The sequence below is a fragment of the Georgenia sp. Marseille-Q6866 genome (genome assembly GCF_965111665.1).
The window spans coordinates 59,292-77,445 of sequence record NZ_CBCOOR010000012.1 but is presented as its reverse complement, the minus strand read 5'-3'; the positions used below and the strand labels follow the sequence as shown (position 1 = coordinate 77,445).

Below are 18,154 nucleotides of genomic sequence, written 5' to 3'. Positions count from 1 at the left end.
CCTCCGGTTCGTACCGCTCCACCGCCCGGTAGCGGTGCGGACCGGGCCTCAAGACCCCGGTTCCTACCGCTCCACCGCCCGGTAGCGGTGCGGACCGGGACCAGCGCCGCGCTGGAGCCGTCCTCCCCATGACGGCTCCGGCGCGGCGTCCGCTTGTCCCCGGTCAGCGGGACGCGAGGCGGCGCGCATCCGCTCGAGGGCCTGCCGCAGGATGGGCCGGGGCGTGGCGAACCAGCCACGACGCGAGCGTGAAGTGCGAGGAGCGCGAGCTCAGCCAGCTTCGGATCCGGGCGGAGGTGGTGACAGGGACGGTCTCAGTCGCAGCGGGCACTGGGGCATCGTGCCAGCGTCAGGACCGGGACCGTGTAGCCGGGACGCGCTGCCCTGGCAGCCGAGCATGCGGCGGTGCGGACGCGGCTGAGACAGGCCATCGACGCGGAAGCGGGCGACGTCGTCAGGTAGCGATCTCCGCGACAGGTGGGCGCGCACGCCGGGCCATAGCCTTTCCTCCATGCAGCCGGTGCTCAACGTCGTCGCCGCGCCGGACTCCTTCAAGGGGAGCCTCAGCGCGCTGCAGGTCGCGCGCGCCATGGCCGACGGAGCGCGTCGCGCACTCGGTCCGGGGGCGAACATCTCCGCGGTGCCGATGGCCGACGGCGGTGAGGGCACCCTCGACGCGCTGCTCGATGCCTGGCACGGCCGCGAACTGCGCCACGACGTCACCGACGCCCTTGGTCGGCCGCGGACCGCCAGGTACGGGCTCTCCGCGGACGCGACGAGGGCGGTGATCGAGGCGGCCGAGGCCAACGGGCTCCCGCACGTGCGCGACGTCGCCCTCCAGCCCCTGCGCGCGGACTCTGCCGGCGTCGGTGCGCTCGCGCGCGCCGCCCTCGAGGCCGGGGCGCGGGAGATCCTGCTCTGCATCGGTGGCTCCGCCACGACGGACGGCGGCACCGGCGTCCTCCGAGCGCTCGGCGTGCGCTTCCTCGACAGTGACGGCCGCCCCACCAAGCCGGGCGGGGGAGGGCTCGCCGCCATCGACCGCATCGAGCTCGACGACCTCCACCCGCTCGCCCGCCAGGCCAGCTGGCGCATCGCCGTCGACGTCGACAACCCGCTCGTCGGCGAACGCGGCGCGGCCGCCGTCTTCGGCCCCCAGAAGGGCGCAACGCCGTCGGACGTCGCCACCCTGGACGCCGGCCTGGCGCACCTCGCCACGCGGCTCGCCGACGTGACGGGCACCGACGAGGCCGCGATCCTCCACACGCCGGGCATGGGTGCCGCCGGTGGTCTGCCCGCGTCGCTGTCCGCGGTCCTGGGTGCGGAGATCGTGCCGGGCTCGCGGCTGGTGGCGGACGCCGTCGGGCTCCCCGCCGTGCTCGCCGACGCGGACATCGTGCTCACCGGCGAGGGGAGCTTCGACGCGCAGTCCCTGCGCGGAAAGGTCGTCGACGGCGTCCGGGACTGCGCTCCCGACGGCGCGGCGATCGTCGTCGTCGCCGGTCGGGTCGAGCTGTCGGCGGCGGAAGCCGCCGCGGCGGGACTGGCCGCGGCCGTGTCCATCGCCCGTGGGCCGGCCACCGAGGACGAGCTCCGGGAGGGCGCCGCCGAGCTCGTCGCCGAGGCGACCGAAGCCGTCTGCCGCCTCCTCGCCCGCAGCCGCCACTGACGACCACCACGTGCAAGGGAGCACCTCATGATCGACGTCCTCATCCTCGTCGCGCTCGTCGCGGCCATCGTGTTCGCGACGGCGAAGCTCAAGATCTCTCCGTTCCTCGCGCTCATCGGGGCCGCGATCATCGGGGGCTTCGCCTTCCGCCTACCCACCGCCGACATCGTGCCGACGATCCTCACGAGCTTCGGCAACACGATGGGCAACATCGGGCTCGTCATCCTCTTCGGGACGATGATCGGCCTGGTGCTCGAGCGCTCCGGTGGGGCCATCTCGATGGCGGACGCGCTCATCAAGGTGCTCGGCACCCGGTTCCCGAACCTCACGATGAGCGTCATCGGGTACATCGTCGCGATCCCGGTGTTCTGCGACTCCGGGTTCATCATCCTCAACTCGCTGCGCAAGGCGATCGCCGTGCGGGCGAAGGTCTCCCCGGTGGGCATGGCCGTGGCGCTCATGACCGGCCTGTACGCGACGCACACGATGGTCCCGCCCACGCCCGGCCCGCTCGCGGCGGCCGGCGAGCTGGGCGTCATCGAGGACCTCGGGCTCGTCATCGGGCTCGGGCTGCCCATCGCGGCGGTGGCGGGCGGGGCGGCGCTCCTGTTCGCCAGCTCGCTGCGGAGGAAGAGCTTCGAGCTGCTCCCCAAGAGTTCGGGGGAGCCGGAGCTCGACCAGTCTTACGAGGAGCTGCGCGCCAGCTACGGCACGCTGCCCCCGGCGTCGCTCGCGTTCCTGCCGATCCTCGTGCCGATCGTCCTCATCTGCCTCGCCTCGTTCGGGAACCTGCCCAGCGCCCCGTTCGGCGAGGGGACGCTCCTCACCGCGCTGCAGTTCGTCGGGTCCCCGTCGATCGCGCTCATCATCGGCTTCGCGCTCGGTGTCCTGCTCCTCAGGGGGAAGGGTCGCCTCGAGCAGTTCAACGACATCGTCACCGGCTCGATCGGCGTCGCCGCGCCGATCCTCCTCATCACCGCCGCGGGGGCGGCCTTCGGCGGGGTCCTCGGCGCGAGCGAGCTCACCGGGTTCATCGCCGACAACCTCAGCACGCTGGGCTTGGGCATCTTCGTGCCCTTCATCATCGCGGCGGCGCTCAAGACGGCGCAGGGCTCCTCGACGGTCGCGATCATCACGACGGCGGCACTGGTCGCGCCGATGCTCGAGAGCCTCGGGCTGGGCGAGACGATGGGCGCCGTGCTGACGGTCTTCGCGATCGGCGCCGGCGCGATGGTGGTCTCCCACGCCAACGACTCCTACTTCTGGGTCGTCTCCCAGCTCAGCCGGATCCCGGTCGCCACCGCCTACCGCACCCTGACCCCGGCCACGGCGATCGAGGGCGTCGCCGCCATCCTCGCCACCTGGGTAGTCAGCCTCATTGCCCTGTAACGCTTGTGTCCTCACTGACAGCGCTAGGAGGGAGCTGCTACACCGCTACGGGGTCTCGTCCGTGTCTTGAGGTTCAAGGTTCGACCAACGGAGTCGAGCGCGCCGTCGCTCCTCCGCCACCTCGTTGCTCGCGGGCTCGTCCTCGATCTCCCGGAGCAGCCTGCGAATAGCGGCCCTGCGGGCATCCACGTCAGGTGCCGCGATGTATGTTCCACCGCTGGCATCCCAAATTACGGTCATCCTGCGCCTCCCTCTGAGGTGCCCACTGTACTCGCCTGCGCCGACACCGCGGCTCGACTGGCCGTGGCAGTGACGGCCTTCTGGTACGCGGGGTAGGTGAGGCAGAACAGCTCAGCGATTCCGAGCAAGCTGGCAATCGCTTCCACGAACAAGCGATCCTCCTTGAGGAGGCTACCTGGCCTGATTGCGTTTACCGTCAGTGCGCCGAAGGGAATGCCCCCTGCCTGGACGCGGACAGTGATGAAGGTGCCGTAGGTCGGTACCGTGTCGCCCTTGGCGCGTTCTACCACCCAGCGTGCGGTGTCCTCGACGAACGCGGGGGGTCTGTGGCCATCGACGATCTCCCACACATCCGAGTCTGCTGGATTCGCTTCGTCGAAAACGGTGGTGAAGCGGTCCTGCCGCTCGGGGCTGCTTGCGACCTTGTCGGGACTCATCGTGCGTGACGGGGCGGTGATGTCTGCTACGCGAAAGTAAGCGGCCCGGGCATCGGTCGGGCTGACCCCCTCCTTGGTCTGGACCGCGGCCGAGAGGCGTACGGCTGCTACCTCATCCGAGCGTTTCCCCGGACTCTTCTCGACGAGACCGTCAATGGTGTCGAGAACTTCGCGAACATTGTGGCCGAACAGAACCGCACTACGATCACGTTCCGCTTTGGCCAGCCTCTCCGAGTCTCTCCGGAGGGCCTGCTCCGCTTCCGACTTCTTCCAGGTGACGATGAGCCCGGCGAACACCAGGGCGGCTACCGGTATGCCCGTGAGCCATTTTGCCCCGTCAGGAAGGAAGAATCCGAGCGCCGTCAGGAGGAAAATCAATGCGCCCAGAACAACCTGCGCTATCTGCAGGCCGGCGGGCCGGCGCGACGAGGTGCCGTCGACATGAACATTCAGCAACCCGGTCACGAGGGCATCCTGGCAGGTTTCGCAGCGACACGGGCCCGTATGCTCCGCGTGCCGCCGTACTGGCCTGTGTGGAGGATGGGCGAGCGGTCTAGCTGTGGGTAGGCCGCAGAGCGAGGAAGGTCTCGAGCACCTGAGCGACGCCGTCCTCCTCGACGGGAGGGGCGACGTGGGGCGCTGCGGCGAGCGCCTCGTGGTGACCGCCGTGCATGGCGAAGCCGTGGCCGGCCCAGCGGAGCATCTCGACGTCGTTGGGCATGTCCCCGAAGGCGACGACATCCGCCTGATCGATGCCGCGGGTACGCGCGTACTCGGCCAGGGTCGAGGCTTTGGTGACGCCCAGCGGGCCGAGCTCGAGGAGCGGCTTGGCGACGCCGGATCGGGTCACGCTCACGACGTGTCCGGCCTCGGCGCGGCCCGTGTCGAGCATCTCGTCGGGGTCGGACGCGGGGCTGCGGACCAGAATCTTGATGACGTCCGCGGTCTGGATCAGCTTGTCGATGGAGGACGCCTCGATGATGGGCGGTCCCTCCGGGGTGAGGCCTTCACGCGGGCCGCGCGTTGGCGCCTCCGCGAAGCCGGGGCCGATGCGCAGCTCCGAGGGCGTCTCGACCGCGAACACGGCGTCCGGCAGCGCTGCGGTGAAGCGCTCAATCGCTTCGGTGAGCTGCTCGAGCGTGATGGCCTTGAGCTCGGTCGGCTCCAGCGACTGGGCGTCGACGACCATCGCCCCGTTGGCGGCGATGACCGGTCCGGTGAGGCCCGTTGCCTCGACCACCGGCGGCAGCCACCGTGGCGGGCGCCCCGTCACGAGGACGACGTCGATGCCTCGCTCGAGGTACTGCTGCAACGCGGCGCGGGTCCGGGGCCTCACGGTGCCACCGTGCGGCACGATCGTGCCGTCGATGTCGGTGGCGACCAGGCGGGGGACCATCTCAGGCCAGGGCTTCACGACACTCCTCAGCTCGATGGGAAGGCTCTCCCTCCACGCTACGTCGCGGCGTGAGAAAGGGCTGTGACCGCGGCCTCCTCAGCCACGGGCTACGGCGGCGCGCATCTGCTCCAGGGCCTGCCGCAGGATGGGCCGGGGCGTGGCGAAGATGAGGCGGGCGAAGCCGTCGCCGGCTTCCCCGCACTGGGTGCCGTCGGTGAGGGCGACGCCGGCCTCGCGGCGGAAGAACTGTGCCGGGCCGCCGGGCAGGTCGAGCTCGCGGCAGTCGAGCCAGGCGATGTAGGTGCCCTCGACGGGGCTGACCGTGAGGCCGGGGATCTGGTCGACCATCTCGAGGAGGAGGTCGCGGTTGCCGCGCAGGTAGTCCACGACGTCGTCGAGCCAGTCCTGGCCGTGGGTGTAGGCAGCGATGGCGGCACGGCCGCCGAGGAGGCCGACCGTGTCGCTCGCGTCGGTGGCGTACGGGGCGAAGGTGGCGACGTCGTCGTCGTTGGACAGGATCATCTGTCCGCACTTGAGCCCGGGGATGTTCCAGCCCTTGGAGGCGGCGACGGCGGTGATGGTGTGGCCGGCGGTGCGCTCGTCGACGGAGGCGTAGGGGATGTGGGGGAGGTCGTCCAGCACGAGGGGGGCGTGGATCTCGTCGGAGAAGACGCGCCCGCCGTGACGGTCGACGACCTCGGCGACGGCGGTGAGCTCCTCGCGGGTGAGGGCGCGGCCGACGGGGTTCCACGGGTTGCACAGCACGAGCAGGCCGGCGCCGGCGGTGAAGGCGGCGTCGATGGCCTCGAGGTCGAGGCGGTAGCGGCCGTCCTCGTCCAGGAGCGAGGGAACCTCGATGACCTCCCGGTCCAGGGCGGGCACCACGGTGAGGAAGGGCATGTAGGCCGGCGTCGGGACGATGACGGGGGAGCCGGGCCGGGTGAAGCGCTGGATGGTGATGCGCATGGCGGACAGGACGTCGGGGAGGAGGTGGACGTTGTCCTCGGGGATGTGCCAGTCGAAGCTGCGGGCCAGCCACTGCGACGTCGCGCGCCTGGCGGCGGTGCGGTCGGCGGCGGGGAGGTAGCCCATGGCGTGCGCGTCGGCGGCCTGCCGGACGACGTCGGCCACCTGCGGTGGGACGCCGAAGTCCATCTCGGCGACGAAGGCCCCGAGCGCGTCGGGGAAGGTCGTCCACTTGGTGCTGCCCGCGGCGCGGAGCTGGTCGACGGTGATCTCGTCGAAGGGGTGCACGGGTCCTCCTGGGTGCGGGCCTGCCCCGTGGCCGGGGCTGTCGTACCCGAGGTTAACCGCGCCCTCGCACCCGAGGCGCCTGTACGGGCGCACGCGTCAGCCGGTAGCGGAATTTGAGCTCCGCGGGGAGTCATCGTCTACTGTCGGACATATCGGCACCGGGCGGGGTGCCGATACCCGGCGGGAGGGGAGCCCCATGGGAGAAGAGCAGGCAGCTGACCGGACGTCGGAGATGAAGGCCGTGCCCCTGTGGTACGAAGCCCTCATGGCGGAGCACGCGACGGTGCAGTCGCGGCTGCGAGAGAGCCTCGTCACCGACAGCTACGGCGAGGAAGCCGTCTAAGTGAGGTGTCTTCCGGCGCTCGCCGAGCGCCGGGCGTCGTGTGCGGGTAGCCAGACGCCGATGGTCTGACGGCGCCTGTCGTGCAGCTCGACGAGCACGCTGCGTGAGGTCCACGCCCACGCGACGGTCTCGAGGTGCTCCACGCCGTCGCGCTCCCACACGAGCCGTGCCGTCACGGGGACAGGCAGGTCGCAGCTGCGCTGGGCGCGGCGGTGGGGGATGGACTCCTCGTTGAGGACGGTCTGCCACAGCGTGGCGTGCGCGTCCCACGCGAGCAGCTCCTGAGTCACGGTCCCATCGTGACCGGAGGGTGTGACGTCGAGTAGGCGCGAGTGTGCGCCGGCCCGAGCCTGCCCGGTGGCCGTCGTCCGGAAATCGACGATTCTGCGAGGTTTCGGACGTGATGTTCGCCACAGTCGCTGGCATACCCTCCGAAAGGAGGATAGAAAGGGTCCTCCGAAAGCATGAGGCTATCGGGATGTGACGCCCACACGCGATGGAACGCAGGGGAGGGGTGTAATGACGCGCACCCGAGTACGGCTCGTCGGCGCTGCGGCTGTCGCCGTCGCGACCCTCGCGCTCAGCGGCCTCCAGCTCGCCGCTCCCGCCCAGGCCGCGAGCGAGCCGTTCAACCCGTTCGAGATCAACCGGGGCTTCACGGTCCTGGCGCAGGGAGACGCAGCCCTGGGCAACGGTGAGCTCGAGGGAGCGATCGCGGCCTTCGGGTCGGTGTCGTCGAGCACCGGGAACTTCCCGGTGCGGCACCGGGCGTCGGGGATGGGGGACTACGGGGCCCCCACCATCGACGGCGACCCGGTCCGTGTCCTCGCGGGCCAGTTCACCGGCCAGGGCAACATCGATCTCACCAACGACAACGCGCCGGCGGGATCGGCGGAGTCTCGGGCCATCGCCAAGTTCGCCGACACGCGGAACCTGAGCGCCGTCCCGGAGGTCAACGGGCAGTTCACGCGGCTGCTCAGCTCGAGCAGCGACACCGAGGGGCGCCTCGACCTCAAGGCGCTGCCCTACACGACCACCGCCAAGCAGCGCGTGACAACGAGCCAGTCCAGCGCGGCGGCCTACTTCGACGTCGACGCCCAGCTGGCGCGGACCAGTCAGTGCCTGAGCCGGATGTACGGCGCGAAGCCGTCCCTCCTGAACGTCGTCGACGTCCGGCAGGACTGGAACCTCGCGTACATCTCCACGCTCGACAGCACCCGACCCAACGTCGTGTCCTACAGCGACGTCGCCGGCAAGGTGATCAAGCTCGAGGGCGCGGCGTCGACCTACGTCCCCAGTGCCCAGGCGCCCCTGATCGTCAAGGTTCCTGCCGGCACCACCACGATCGGGCAGATCAACGTCGAGGGCTGGTCGCTCGACGCAAACGCCCAGCAGTCCTACGCGCGGTACATCCTGCTCGACCTCTCCGGCGTCACCGGGACGGTCCGGGTCGACGGCCTGGAGCTCGGATCGATCTGGGCGCCGCGCGCCGACCTCGAGTTCAGCTCCGACAGGAGCACCAACGGTCAGTGGTTCGCGAAGAACGTCACCACGGCCGGCGGCGGGGAGATCCACCACCACACGTTCCTCGGCGAGCTGCCGTGCCCCTCGCCCCCGACCGGTGGGTTCACCCTCACCAAGGCAGTGGCAGGCGACGGCGCTGCGCTGGTCGGAGCCCGGGAGTTCGTCTTCGACGTGACCATCGGTGGCGCCACCGAGGCGGTGCGGCTGGCCAACGGCGGTTCCCGGTCGTTCACCGGTCTGGTCCCGGGAACCGCGGTGTCCGTCACCGAGCGAGCAGTCACCGCCCCCGCCGGTGCCGTCTTCGACGGTGTCCAATACACGGTCGGCGGGCTGCGTGTCAGCGCCGTCAACCTCTCCATCGCCTCCGGGACCACGCAGGCCGTCAAGGCCACCAACACCTTCAGCCTCGAGGCGCGCCCGGTGCTCACGCTCCACATGAACGTGCCGGACGGTGACCCGGCCGCCTGGACCCTCTCGGCCACCGCACCCGACGGCGAGCCCGCCGTCACCGGGCGCGGCACCGCCACCGCGCCCGTGGACGCCAGCGTGCGCTACACCCTAAAGGAGAGCGGCGGGCCGCCCGAGTACGTGCGGGACGGTCCCTGGCAGTGCACAGGAGAGCGGGACGACGGCGTGAAGGTGACGGTCGACGTCGTCGACGGCGCCGTCGTCGTCCCCGATCGTACCCACGTGACGTGCGCCGTCACCGCCGTCACCGCGCGGCTCACCCTGCTCAAGACGGTCACCGGGGACACCGGCACCGCGCCCTCCGCCTGGGACCTCAGTGCCACGCCGGGCGCCGGGGGAGGGGCGCTGCGCGCGACCACCGTCGACGGCGCGACGTCCCCCGGTCACGGCAACACCGTGCTCGTCCGGCCGGGCCACCAGTACGCACTCGCCGAGCACCCCGGTGAGGGGGTGCCCAGCACCGCCCTTCAGGTGGCCGTCGAGCGGTACGTCGGCCCCACTCCCACGGCGCCGGACCATGCGGTCCGCTCGCACTGGGAACGCGTGGACGCGTCAGCGATCTCTGTCGCCGGGAGCGCCCACGAGATCTACCGGTTCGTCACGCTCGTGCCGAGCCCCATCGCCCTGCCTCCCCTCGGGGGCCTCAGCAGCTCTGCCCTCCTCGCGAGCGGGGCCACGGTCACGGCCGTGGGTCTCACCGCCGGCGTCGTTCTCCATCGCCGCCGCACCACGAGCGCGACGTAGTCGCGCACCCCTCCTGCTCCCACTCCGACGGCTCAACCAGACCCGTCGGGACCAACAGCCGGCCACCGCCGGAGAAACCGGAGAACCAGCATGCTCCCTGTGCCCAAGCGACTCCGCGCTGCCCTCGCGTTGACCGTCGCCGCCCTCGTGGTCCCCGGCCTCGCCGTCACCGCATCGGCTACCGCGGCTGCGCCGCCCTCGAACATCGACGTCGCCAGGAACGGCGAGCTCACCATCACCGCGCAGGCCCGCGTGGCGGAGAATGCCCAGCCCATCCTCATCGACGGCGTGACCTTCACCATCGAGCGGGTCACCGCGTACGACGGGAAGCAGGTGGACCTCACGACCGCCGCCGGCTGGGAGGCAGTCGAGGACATCCACGTCGACGACGTGAGCGGGGACCTAGCCACTCGGGTTGCCGCCGGCTCCGCCACGACAGGCGCTGACGGCAAGGCCGTCTTCACGAACCTCGAGCTCGGCCTCTACTACGTCACCGAGACGGGGCACCGCCCCGACGTCGCGGCCCGGACGGCGCCGTTCCTCGTGACGATCCCGTACCCCGACGACGACGTGGTCGGCGGGTGGCTCTACGAGGTCGACGTGGTCCCGAAGAGCTCCGTCGTCACGGCGGACAAGACGGTCGACGACGCGAGCGCGGTCACGCTGGGAGACCGCGTGACGTGGACGATCACCGGATCGGTCCCGCAAGCTGCCACGGCGGGACAGCCACTGTCCCGGTACGTCGTCACCGACACCCTCGACCCGCGCCTGACGTACGTCGTCGACACCTTCCGAGTGACCACCCAGCCCACCGACGTGGGCCTGCGCGACACCGAGGACTACAGCGGCGGCTTCGACCCCAGCACCCGGACCGCCACGATCGCGTTCACGGCGAGCGGCCTGGCGAAGCTCGCGACGATCGCCGGGCCCACTGCCACGCTCAGCCTCTCCGGCGAGACGACCGTGGTGGAGATCGGGGACGGCACGATCGAGAACACCGCGGAGCTCCTCATCGGTGACGCACGGCTGACGGCCACCGCCGTCAGCGAGTGGGGCTCCCTGGAGATCTACAAGTACGCCGAGGGCGACGACGACGCCTCGCTGGCCGGTGCGGTGTTCCAGGCCTTCGCGAGTGCCGACGACGCGAAGGAGGGGACGAACCCGCTCGAGCTCGTCGTCAACGGCAGCCCCGTCAGCACGTTCACCACCGGCACGGACGGAACCGTGCTCCTGCCCGGCTTCCGCGCCGGCACGACCGTCCACCTCGTCGAGATCGAGGCCCCGGCGGGATACACGGCCGCGGGCACCATCGAGCCGGTCACCATCACCACCGGCGAGAACCGGGTGGAGATCGCCAACGCGCAGCGGGACGGCGTGACCCTGCCCGTGCTCGGTGCCCAGGGGATGGCCCTGGCCGGGTTCCTCGGCCTCGGGCTCATGGGTGGCGGCGCCGGCCTCGCCGTCGCGAGCAAGCGCCGCAAGGCCCGCGCCCACAGCTAGGACCGTGGTCGGGCGGCCCGCTGCGGGCCGCCCGGCCGCACTCCCGGAGGACCCCGTGTCAACGCTGAGCAGACCCACCCGCCTCGTCATCGCCCTCATGGTGTGGGGCGGGGCGATGGTGATGCTCTACGCCCCGATGGCGACGTGGTTCATGCAGCTCGAGCAGGACCGGGCCAACGACGAGCTCGCGGGCACGATGCGCACACTCGTCCCCGCCGAACGGACCCGCGTGCTCGAGCGCGCTCGCGAGTACAACGACGCCCTGCTCTACGGCGTCGGGCTGGAGGAGCACGGCTACCGTTCCATCCTCACCGTCGGCGACACCGACGTCATGGCCCGGTTGCGGATCCCGTCGATCGCGCTGGACCAGCCGATCCGGCACGGCATGAGCGAGGAGGTGCTGAGCCGGGCGCTGGGGCACGTGGAGGGCACGAGCCTGCCGGTCGGCGGGCCGAGCACCAACGCCGTCATCGGGGGGCACCGCGGCCTCGCGACCGCGACGGCGTTCACCCACCTCAACGACGTGACGGTGGGTGACGAGGTCATCGTCGAGGTGGCCGGCGAGGTGCTCACCTACGAGGCCGTCAGCTACGAGGTCCTGCCTCCCGGGGACGCCGAGCACCAGCCGGTCCAGCAGGGCCGGGACCTGCTGACGCTCATCACCTGCACGCCGCTGGGGATGAACACCGAGCGGATCGTCGTCGTCGCCGAACGCGTGGGGACGGCGCCCGGGGCCGTGGCGGGGGAGCCTTCCCAGGCGCTGGGCTTCCCGTGGTGGGCCGTGGCGGCCGGCGGGGTGACCGTGGGCGGCATCGCCTTCGTCGCTCGGCCGACGAGGAAGGAGCCGGCTCACCGAGGCGGCAGGGTGAGGATGCGTGCTCACCCTCATCACCGCCCGCCGTCGGGCCAATCATCTTCCGGTACCCGCGTCAGCGTGCACGGCGCCCATCCCGGCGGGTTGTCCTAGTAGTGCGCTGCCGTGCAGCGCGCGCCTCGGACCGGCGGCCGCAGGGCACCCGATCCGCGGCACGTTCGACACAGCTCCGGAGGGCGGACATGGCGGAGATCTTTGCGACGGTCGGGGACGAACCTCGCCGTCGTCGTGGGGTGATCGCCCTCGTCGTGGCGGTCGCGATGATCATCGTGCTCACGGTGAGCGCGGCGGCGCTCCTGCTGGGCGTGCAGCTGCGGCTGGACCGGGACATCGAACGCATCCCCGGACTCACCCTGCACCACGGCGCCGCGCTCGCCGCGGACAGCGAGCCGGTCAACGTCCTGCTGCTCGGGACCGACTCGCGAATCTCCGCCGGTGACCCGACCCAGTGGGAGGTGGGCGCGCAGCGGACCGACGCGATGATGCTCGTGCAGCTCTCGGCCGACCGGCGATCGCTCACGGCCATGTCGATTCCCCGGGACTCCTGGGTGGAGGTCCCGGGCCACGGGCACCACAAGATCAACGCCGCCTTCTCCTTCGGCGGCCCACAGCTGACGATCGACACCGTCGAGCACCTCACCGGCGTCCGTGCCGACCACTTCGTCGTCGCCGACTTCGAGTCCTTCGTGGCAGTCACCGATGAGCTCGACGGGGTGGACATCACCCTCAGCCAGCCGCTCGAGGTGGGCGGTGAGGTCCTCGACCCGGGCCCGCACCGGCTCGACGGCGCCCAGGCCCTGCACTACGCGCGCGAGCGGACCAACGTCGAGGGAGGTGACTTCGGCAGGGTCCAGCGCCAGCAGAACTGGATGCGTTCCGTCATGGCGCGGGCAGTCGACGGCGACCTCCTCACCGACCCGCTCCGGCTCGCCCGCTTCCTCGACACCGCGACCCAGTCGGTCGCTGTGGACGACAGCCTGACGCTCGGGACGATGCGCGACCTCGCCATCGGCGCCCGACACCTCAGGGCCGAGGGCATCCAGTTCATCACCGCGCCCTACCGCGGCACGGGCTGGAGCCCCGACGGCCGGCAGTCGATCGTCGTGCTCGACGACAAGCCCATGGCGCGTGTCTCGGCCGCCTTCACCGACGGCACCGTCCACGAGCTCCTCCGCGCGAACCCCGACATCGCGCCGCGCCTGGGCGAGAAGGTCCACTGACCCGGTCGGTCATCCATTCTGTCTGTGCTGGTAAGTCCGGCGGTCAGCCACGCCACTGCGTTCCTTGGACGTCGTCCATGGTCGTGACGGAAAGGGGAAAGGTGTTTCGCCTCCACGCCGTCCATGAATCATAAGTTTCCGCCAACCAGTCCAGCGAATGAGGTCCGCCAGAGAGCTGGCCGGAATGGCCGGTCTCGCTTTCAGCTCAGCCGGGTGAACCGCATTCTGGAATGGTGCCGGGAGAATTGTGTCGGTCGGCTCGCGTCGTGATATCAATAGGCCCGACACCGGGCGGTGACCACAGCCGAACCGGAAGGCGACCCTATGGGCACGCAGCGAGACCACCTCACGGAGATCACAGCCGAGCGCGCAGAGGCGCCGCGCGATCCCGTGGCTCACGGGGACGACATTCAGCCGGCAGTGGCGCGCCCCCCGATCGCCGACCTGGGGGACGCCGAAGAGTTCATCTGACGCAGCCCGCGGCTGCCTGCGTGTGGGGAGTCAGCCACCGCTGCAGTCCCGCTCGGCGGGTTCCGCGAAGACGGGAACGGGCCGGGCCTCGGCCTCCGCGGCGGTGGTGGCCGGGCCGTTCTGGGCAATGTGGCTCTTCATAATTGAGGGTGTAGCTGCGGCCTGAAGCCTCCGGTCTCGAGCAGTGATCTGGCGATGTAGTTGGTGAGGTTGCGGAAGCCGAGGGCGGAGCCGCGCAGGTGCTCGAGGCGCCCGTTGATCGCCTCTGTCGGACCGTTGCTCGTGCCGGGCCGATCGAAGTAGGCCAGGACGTCGGCGGCGCGCTTCTTCAGGGTCCGGCCCAGGGTGCGGACCTCGTGGAGAGCGGCGGGAACGCCGGAGCTCAGGGATGTGATGAGCTGGGTCATGACCGTGCGGCCGGCGGCGCGGTCGGGTTGGCGGTAGGCGGTGATCATCTGCTGGTAGACGCCCCAGGTGGCCTCGACCTGGACGTGCTCCTCGCGGGCGAACAGCGCCTCAAGCCGGGACTGCTGCTTGTCGGTGAGCAGGTCGGCGCCGGTGTGCAGGGTGCGCCGGGCCCGGTAGAGCGGGTCGGCGGCTCGTCCGCGGTGGCCGTGGAGATCTTGCTGGACGCGGCGCCGGCACCGGTCCATGGCGTCGCCGGCCAGGCGCACGACGTGGAAAGGATCCATGACCGCGACCGCCTCGGGCAGCTCCTCGGTGGTGGCGGTCTTGAACCCGGTGAAGCCGTCCATCGCCACGACCTCCACGCCCTGTCTCCAGTGCTCGCCGCGGTCCTTCAGCCACTGCTTGAACGCCTGCTTCGAGCGGCCCGGGACCATGTCCAGCAGCCGCGAGGGACCAGTCCCGTCGCGGATCGGGGTGAGGTCGATGATCACGGTGACGTACTTGTCGCCCAGGCGGGTGTGGCGCCACACGTGCTCATCCACACCGACAACCTGGACCCCGCCGAACCGCCCGGGATCACTGATCAGGACCCGGCGTCCCTCGGCCAGGACGGCGGTGTTCGCGGTGTTCCACGACACGCCCAGGCCCTCGGCCACGCGCGCGACGGTCAGGTGCTGGCACACGATCGCCTCCAGGGCCCAGCGCAGCCCGCCGCGGGAGATCGCCGCCCGCGGCTCGGCCGCTGCGGTGGTGTCCTGACGCCACACGTGCCCGCATCCGGTGCACCTGTAGCGGCGCACGGTGATCAGCAGCGTGGTGGGGCGCCAGCCCAGCGGCTCGTGCGCCAGCCGGCGGGTGACGGTGTCGCGCGGCACGCCCTCGCAGCCGCAGCGGCGGCACCACTCGTCGGCCGCAGTGACTCGGCAGGCGAGCACCGCGCGGTCGGGCTCGAGCAGCTGGCCGATGACCTCCAAGCCGAGGTCGTCCAGGCGGGCGAACGTGGTCAGGTCAGGGCGCGTGAAGGTAGCGTCGAGTATGTCGAGGTCTTTCGGGTGGCTGGCGTAGGAACCTCCATCATCGGAAGACCTCGACCTCTACCCAGCGACCGACGCGCCCACTACCTCTACACCCTCATCTGCGAAGAGCCGGCAATGTCCTCGATGAGCCAGTCCATCTCCATGATCTCGCGGCGCTGGGCCTCGCTGATCTCCACCGCAACCTCGCACACGCGAACGTCCTCCAGCCCGGCGCGCTCGGAGCGCGTGATCGCCAGCGAGTGGTGCGGGATCATCGCCTTCATGTAGGAGGAGTCGCCCACCGTGGCCTGGGTGCGGTCCAGCGCGGTCCCTCCGGCGAGCAGGGCGAGGCTGACCACGACGACGACGACGTTCGCCTTGGTGCTCCGGTACATGTTGAGCATCCACGCGAGCATGACGAGCCCCATCGCGCCGCCCATCGTCACGGCCATGAACACGCGGCTCTGGCTGAAGCGCACGTGGTCCCACTCCCACGTGCCGACGAACATCACCCAGTACATGACCACCATGGCCGTCAGCAGCATGACGCCGAAGCGCAGGTACATCCGTCCGGAGCCGGAGTGTCCGCCGTCGTCGTCCTGGTCCTGTCGGTGCTCGTTCCCTGTCACGGGCCACCTCCGCACTCTCGGGGTCTGTTGCCGGCCCAGTGTCGACCCACGGCGCGGGGCTCGCGACCGGCGACGTCCTCGCCTACGAGGGCATGCTCTGGTCGGCCTTGTAGGCGGCGAGCACGCCGGCCGTGTCCGAGCCGGTGTGGAGGAACTGGTCGTCGAGCACCTCGGCGAGGTCGGCGAGGACCGCTGAGAGCGTCCGTCCTCCGTGCTGCACATCCTCCGTCGTGCTCTTCCTGGCCACCTCGGCGAGCTCGAGGGCGTAGGGCACCGTCACCGCGAGCGTGGTCCGGGCGGCACTGTCACGGAAGAAGTACGTCTCGCTGTACTGGAGGAGATCGACGTAGGCCTTCCCGACGCCGTCGGACAGCTCACCGAGCAGCCCGGACGCGGCGGACGGGTCCAGCTTCGGAAGCGCCTCGACGGTGCCGGCACGGCGCAACGCGTCGAGCCGGAGGGCGAGCGAACGGCGGCGGGTCAGCGCGGGGTAGACCTGGAGCACCCACGAGACGGCTGCGGTCAGCAGGGCGAAACCGAGCAGCGCCTCGAGGGGGACGAGCAGCCGCAGCCACCCGGCCGTGGGAACGATGTCGCCCAGTCCCAGCGTCGCGAGGGCGACGATGGAGAGGTACAGCGCGTCGGGGAGGTCGCCGCGCTCCTCAGGCATCAGGCCGGGGCTGTAGGAGAAGGCCTCGGGCACGTGCGGCCAGTAGATCAGTGCGCTCCCGACGACGACCATCACCGCCCACGTGAGGATGACGAGGACGAGCGTGGCTGGGCCGCTGAGCCGCTGCGCGCGAGCGCCCGCGTGCTTGGACGCCCGCCAGACCAGCCGCATGAGCACCCGGCAGACCGGCCCCTGACCGCTCGGGTTCCACAGCGTCTGGAAGACGTCCCACAGCGCGGCGAGCACGAGCGCGGCGCCGACGGCGGTCGCGATCCACATCATCGGTCCCAACAGCTCACTCCTCAGCTCCGGCTCTCTCGGCAGTCGACACCAGGGCGGCGCGGAGCGCACGGCGAGGGGGATCAGTACCCGTCGTCCGGCTCGGCGCGCGACGACGTGACGGCGGTGCTCACCGAGGAGGGGCAGGCGACCTTCGACGCGGCGATGGTGTGGTGTGGTCGAAGGGGAGGTGGATGAGTCGACGCCGACGGAGGAGCCGCCCCGGCGGAGCCTGGGCCTGCACCGTCCGAGCCGGGGCCGCCGTCGCCTGCTGCGCCCGGCAGGGGAGGTGAGCTCCCCAGTACGGGTGCTCCCGGGGTGGTCCTCGGCGGCCTTGGCGCCCTCGTGCTGCTGGAAACGGGACTGCTGCTGACGTTTCGGCCGGCGCCGAGCGCGGTAGCCGCCGAATGACGACTCCAGGTGGCCTACCCAGCGTGAACGATCGTGATCGGGTAGTCGTCGAACCGCGGGTCTGCAGTGACGACGGGCAAGCCCTCGCAGACGGCCTGGGCGATGATGAGGCGGTCGAAGGGGTCGCGGTGGTGGAGGGGGAGGTCCCCCACGGCGAGGCCGTGCGCGGGCGACAGTCCCAGGACCCTCAGACCAAGCGCCTGGACGGCGTCCTCCAGACCGGGTGGCACGTCGAGCTTGTTGAGCGACACCTTGATCCCGATCTCCGCGAAGGAGACGGCACTGATGAGGAGGTCATCGGCGGCAAGGAGTGCCTTGTGTGCCTCGGGCGACACAGAGCGCTCACCGGACAGCTGCCACAGGACGACGTGCGTGTCGACCAGGAGTCTCACGGATCGAGCATCTCGTCGACCTCGGCGTCGGTGAGCTCGAAGTCGGTGCCGATCCGGATCTGGCCGGCGAGAGCGCCGGCCCCGGTGAGGAACCGGGCCCCGGGCCGCTCCTGCCGCACGGGCACGAGCCGCACGACGGGCACACCGTCCCGCGCGATCTCAACCTCCTCGCCGGCCTCGGCCAGCGCGAGGAGCTTGGACAGCTGGCTCTTCGCCTCGCCGACATTCACCACGCGCATGCCTCCAAGTCTATGTGGCCAAGCTTGGCCAAGGAAGAGCCGTCAGCCGATGAGGTAGACCAGGCCCCATCCGCGCTCCTGCATCTGGGCAGTGAACTCCTGTGTCCTGCGAAGGTAGTGAGTGACGTACTTGCGGTCGTCGCGCTCCTCAGCGGTTCCACCGTCCACAGGGGCGAAGCGGGCCTCGACATCGCTCGCGTCGAGCAGGACGAGGTCTCGAGCGACGTCGTCGACGTCGCTGGGGGTGAGGACGTCGGTCCACGGCAGCCAGCCCCCGCCGACGTACGTCACGTTGCCCGCAACGAGAGCGTGGGAGGGGCGCGGCCTGCCACCGGGAGGGCTCGTGAGGCTCTGGAGCTGGCGCCAGCACTTGTCGAGATAGAGCATCTGCGAGTGTCTGGGCCGGCCAAGTCCCCAGGCGTCGGCGAGCGGGTCGTCCGACAGGAACGGTCGGGGATCGTCCATCGCCCTCCCGAGGAGCTCGGGGGCGAGCGGGTAGGCGTAGTAGCGAACTCCCATGGCTCCATGGTTCGCGGTTCGGCGAGCAAGACGGGTGCGTGGTCGTCGGTCTGTGGAGCGCG

General features: G+C 70.7%; 17 protein-coding genes. 7 read left to right on the top strand and 10 right to left on the bottom strand.

Features of this window, described 5'->3' with window-relative positions; translation table 11 throughout:
• Window positions 1-511 precede the first annotated feature (511 nt).
• Together ACWPXV_RS11530 and ACWPXV_RS11525 are read left to right on the top strand one after the other, a co-directional pair.
• Window positions 512-1,669 carry a glycerate kinase gene (locus ACWPXV_RS11530; RefSeq protein WP_454085362.1) on the top strand — a complete coding sequence of 386 codons (1,158 nt, stop codon included), beginning with the start codon at window positions 512-514 and terminating at the stop codon, window positions 1,667-1,669.
• A gap of 27 nt (window positions 1,670-1,696) precedes the next feature.
• The gene (locus ACWPXV_RS11525; RefSeq protein ID WP_454085361.1) at window positions 1,697-3,058 is read left to right on the top strand and encodes a GntP family permease; all 1,362 of its coding nucleotides are present in this window, start codon (window positions 1,697-1,699) and stop codon (window positions 3,056-3,058) included.
• 236 nt (window positions 3,059-3,294) lie between these two features.
• Here the strand turns inward: ACWPXV_RS11525 and ACWPXV_RS11520 are convergent, their stop codons facing one another.
• The 3 genes from ACWPXV_RS11520 to ACWPXV_RS11510 all read right to left on the bottom strand — a co-directional run bounded on the left by ACWPXV_RS11520 (window position 3,295) and on the right by ACWPXV_RS11510 (window position 6,385).
• Window positions 3,295-4,200, bottom strand: coding sequence for a hypothetical protein (locus ACWPXV_RS11520; protein WP_454085360.1), 906 nt, complete (start codon window positions 4,198-4,200; stop codon window positions 3,295-3,297).
• An 88-nt stretch (window positions 4,201-4,288) separates the two neighbouring features.
• Entirely contained in the window at window positions 4,289-5,149 is an 861-nt protein-coding gene (locus tag ACWPXV_RS11515) for an HAD family hydrolase (protein WP_454085359.1), read from the bottom strand.
• Between the two features lie 78 nt (window positions 5,150-5,227).
• Complete coding sequence (locus ACWPXV_RS11510; RefSeq protein WP_454085358.1) at window positions 5,228-6,385, bottom strand: MalY/PatB family protein; 1,158 nt, start codon at window positions 6,383-6,385, stop codon at window positions 5,228-5,230.
• Window positions 6,386-6,581: 196 nt separating this feature from the next.
• Here ACWPXV_RS11510 and ACWPXV_RS11505 point away from each other — a divergent pair, with 196 nt between their 5' ends.
• Entirely contained in the window at window positions 6,582-6,728 is a 147-nt protein-coding gene (locus ACWPXV_RS11505) for a hypothetical protein (protein WP_454085357.1), read from the top strand.
• Here the strand turns inward: ACWPXV_RS11505 and ACWPXV_RS11500 are convergent.
• A complete protein-coding gene (locus tag ACWPXV_RS11500; protein WP_454085356.1) occupies window positions 6,725-7,018 on the bottom strand; it encodes a hypothetical protein in 294 nt (97 codons plus the stop codon). The genes ACWPXV_RS11505 and ACWPXV_RS11500 overlap by 4 nt on opposite strands.
• A gap of 229 nt (window positions 7,019-7,247) precedes the next feature.
• Here ACWPXV_RS11500 and ACWPXV_RS11495 point away from each other — a divergent pair, with 229 nt between their 5' ends.
• The 4 genes from ACWPXV_RS11495 to ACWPXV_RS11480 all read left to right on the top strand — a co-directional run bounded on the left by ACWPXV_RS11495 (window position 7,248) and on the right by ACWPXV_RS11480 (window position 13,058).
• Window positions 7,248-9,464, top strand: a complete 2,217-nt coding sequence (locus ACWPXV_RS11495) for a collagen-binding domain-containing protein (RefSeq protein ID WP_454085355.1) — start codon at window positions 7,248-7,250, stop codon at window positions 9,462-9,464.
• Between the two features lie 99 nt (window positions 9,465-9,563).
• The gene (locus ACWPXV_RS11490) at window positions 9,564-10,964 is read left to right on the top strand and encodes a SpaH/EbpB family LPXTG-anchored major pilin (protein ID WP_454085354.1); all 1,401 of its coding nucleotides are present in this window, start codon (window positions 9,564-9,566) and stop codon (window positions 10,962-10,964) included.
• Window positions 10,965-11,019: 55 nt separating this feature from the next.
• Window positions 11,020-11,931, top strand: a complete 912-nt coding sequence (locus tag ACWPXV_RS11485; RefSeq protein ID WP_454085353.1) for a class C sortase — start codon at window positions 11,020-11,022, stop codon at window positions 11,929-11,931.
• Window positions 11,932-12,020: 89 nt separating this feature from the next.
• Window positions 12,021-13,058: an LCP family protein gene (locus tag ACWPXV_RS11480; RefSeq protein ID WP_454085352.1), complete on the top strand. Its 1,038-nt coding sequence runs from the start codon at window positions 12,021-12,023 to the stop codon at window positions 13,056-13,058.
• Window positions 13,059-13,666: 608 nt separating this feature from the next.
• Here ACWPXV_RS11480 and ACWPXV_RS11475 read toward each other — a convergent pair.
• The 6 genes from ACWPXV_RS11475 to ACWPXV_RS11450 form a co-directional block, all read right to left on the bottom strand.
• Window positions 13,667-14,974, bottom strand: coding sequence for an ISL3 family transposase (locus ACWPXV_RS11475; protein ID WP_454085403.1), 1,308 nt, complete (start codon window positions 14,972-14,974; stop codon window positions 13,667-13,669).
• A gap of 86 nt (window positions 14,975-15,060) precedes the next feature.
• Window positions 15,061-15,519 carry a DUF305 domain-containing protein gene (locus ACWPXV_RS11470; protein ID WP_454085402.1) on the bottom strand — a complete coding sequence of 153 codons (459 nt, stop codon included), beginning with the start codon at window positions 15,517-15,519 and terminating at the stop codon, window positions 15,061-15,063.
• A gap of 145 nt (window positions 15,520-15,664) precedes the next feature.
• A complete protein-coding gene (locus ACWPXV_RS11465; protein WP_454085401.1) occupies window positions 15,665-16,534 on the bottom strand; it encodes a potassium channel family protein in 870 nt (289 codons plus the stop codon).
• Window positions 16,535-16,956: 422 nt separating this feature from the next.
• Window positions 16,957-17,334: a type II toxin-antitoxin system VapC family toxin gene (locus ACWPXV_RS11460; protein WP_454085351.1), complete on the bottom strand. Its 378-nt coding sequence runs from the start codon at window positions 17,332-17,334 to the stop codon at window positions 16,957-16,959.
• Window positions 17,331-17,573, bottom strand: a complete 243-nt coding sequence (locus tag ACWPXV_RS11455; RefSeq protein ID WP_454085350.1) for a type II toxin-antitoxin system Phd/YefM family antitoxin — start codon at window positions 17,571-17,573, stop codon at window positions 17,331-17,333. Before ACWPXV_RS11455 ends, ACWPXV_RS11460 begins: the two co-directional genes overlap by 4 nt.
• Before the next feature lie 42 nt (window positions 17,574-17,615).
• The gene (locus ACWPXV_RS11450; RefSeq protein WP_454085349.1) at window positions 17,616-18,092 is read right to left on the bottom strand and encodes a DUF1877 family protein; all 477 of its coding nucleotides are present in this window, start codon (window positions 18,090-18,092) and stop codon (window positions 17,616-17,618) included.
• Between the last annotated feature and the right edge of the window lie 62 nt (window positions 18,093-18,154).

Excerpts from the sequence above, each read along its gene's own strand:
- ACWPXV_RS11530 (WP_454085362.1), top strand. The coding sequence starts at position 512 with ATGCAGCCGGTGCTCAACGTCGTCGCCGCGCCGGACTCCTTCAAGGGG.
- ACWPXV_RS11525 (WP_454085361.1), top strand. The coding sequence starts at position 1,697 with ATGATCGACGTCCTCATCCTCGTCGCGCTCGTCGCGGCCATCGTGTTC.
- ACWPXV_RS11505 (WP_454085357.1), top strand. The coding sequence starts at position 6,582 with ATGGGAGAAGAGCAGGCAGCTGACCGGACGTCGGAGATGAAGGCCGTG.
- ACWPXV_RS11495 (WP_454085355.1), top strand. The coding sequence starts at position 7,248 with ATGACGCGCACCCGAGTACGGCTCGTCGGCGCTGCGGCTGTCGCCGTC.
- ACWPXV_RS11480 (WP_454085352.1), top strand. The coding sequence starts at position 12,021 with ATGGCGGAGATCTTTGCGACGGTCGGGGACGAACCTCGCCGTCGTCGT.
- ACWPXV_RS11470 (WP_454085402.1), bottom strand. The coding sequence starts at position 15,519 with ATGTACCTGCGCTTCGGCGTCATGCTGCTGACGGCCATGGTGGTCATG.
- ACWPXV_RS11465 (WP_454085401.1), bottom strand. The coding sequence starts at position 16,534 with ATGATGTGGATCGCGACCGCCGTCGGCGCCGCGCTCGTGCTCGCCGCG.
- ACWPXV_RS11455 (WP_454085350.1), bottom strand. The coding sequence starts at position 17,573 with ATGCGCGTGGTGAATGTCGGCGAGGCGAAGAGCCAGCTGTCCAAGCTC.
- ACWPXV_RS11450 (WP_454085349.1), bottom strand. The coding sequence starts at position 18,092 with ATGGGAGTTCGCTACTACGCCTACCCGCTCGCCCCCGAGCTCCTCGGG.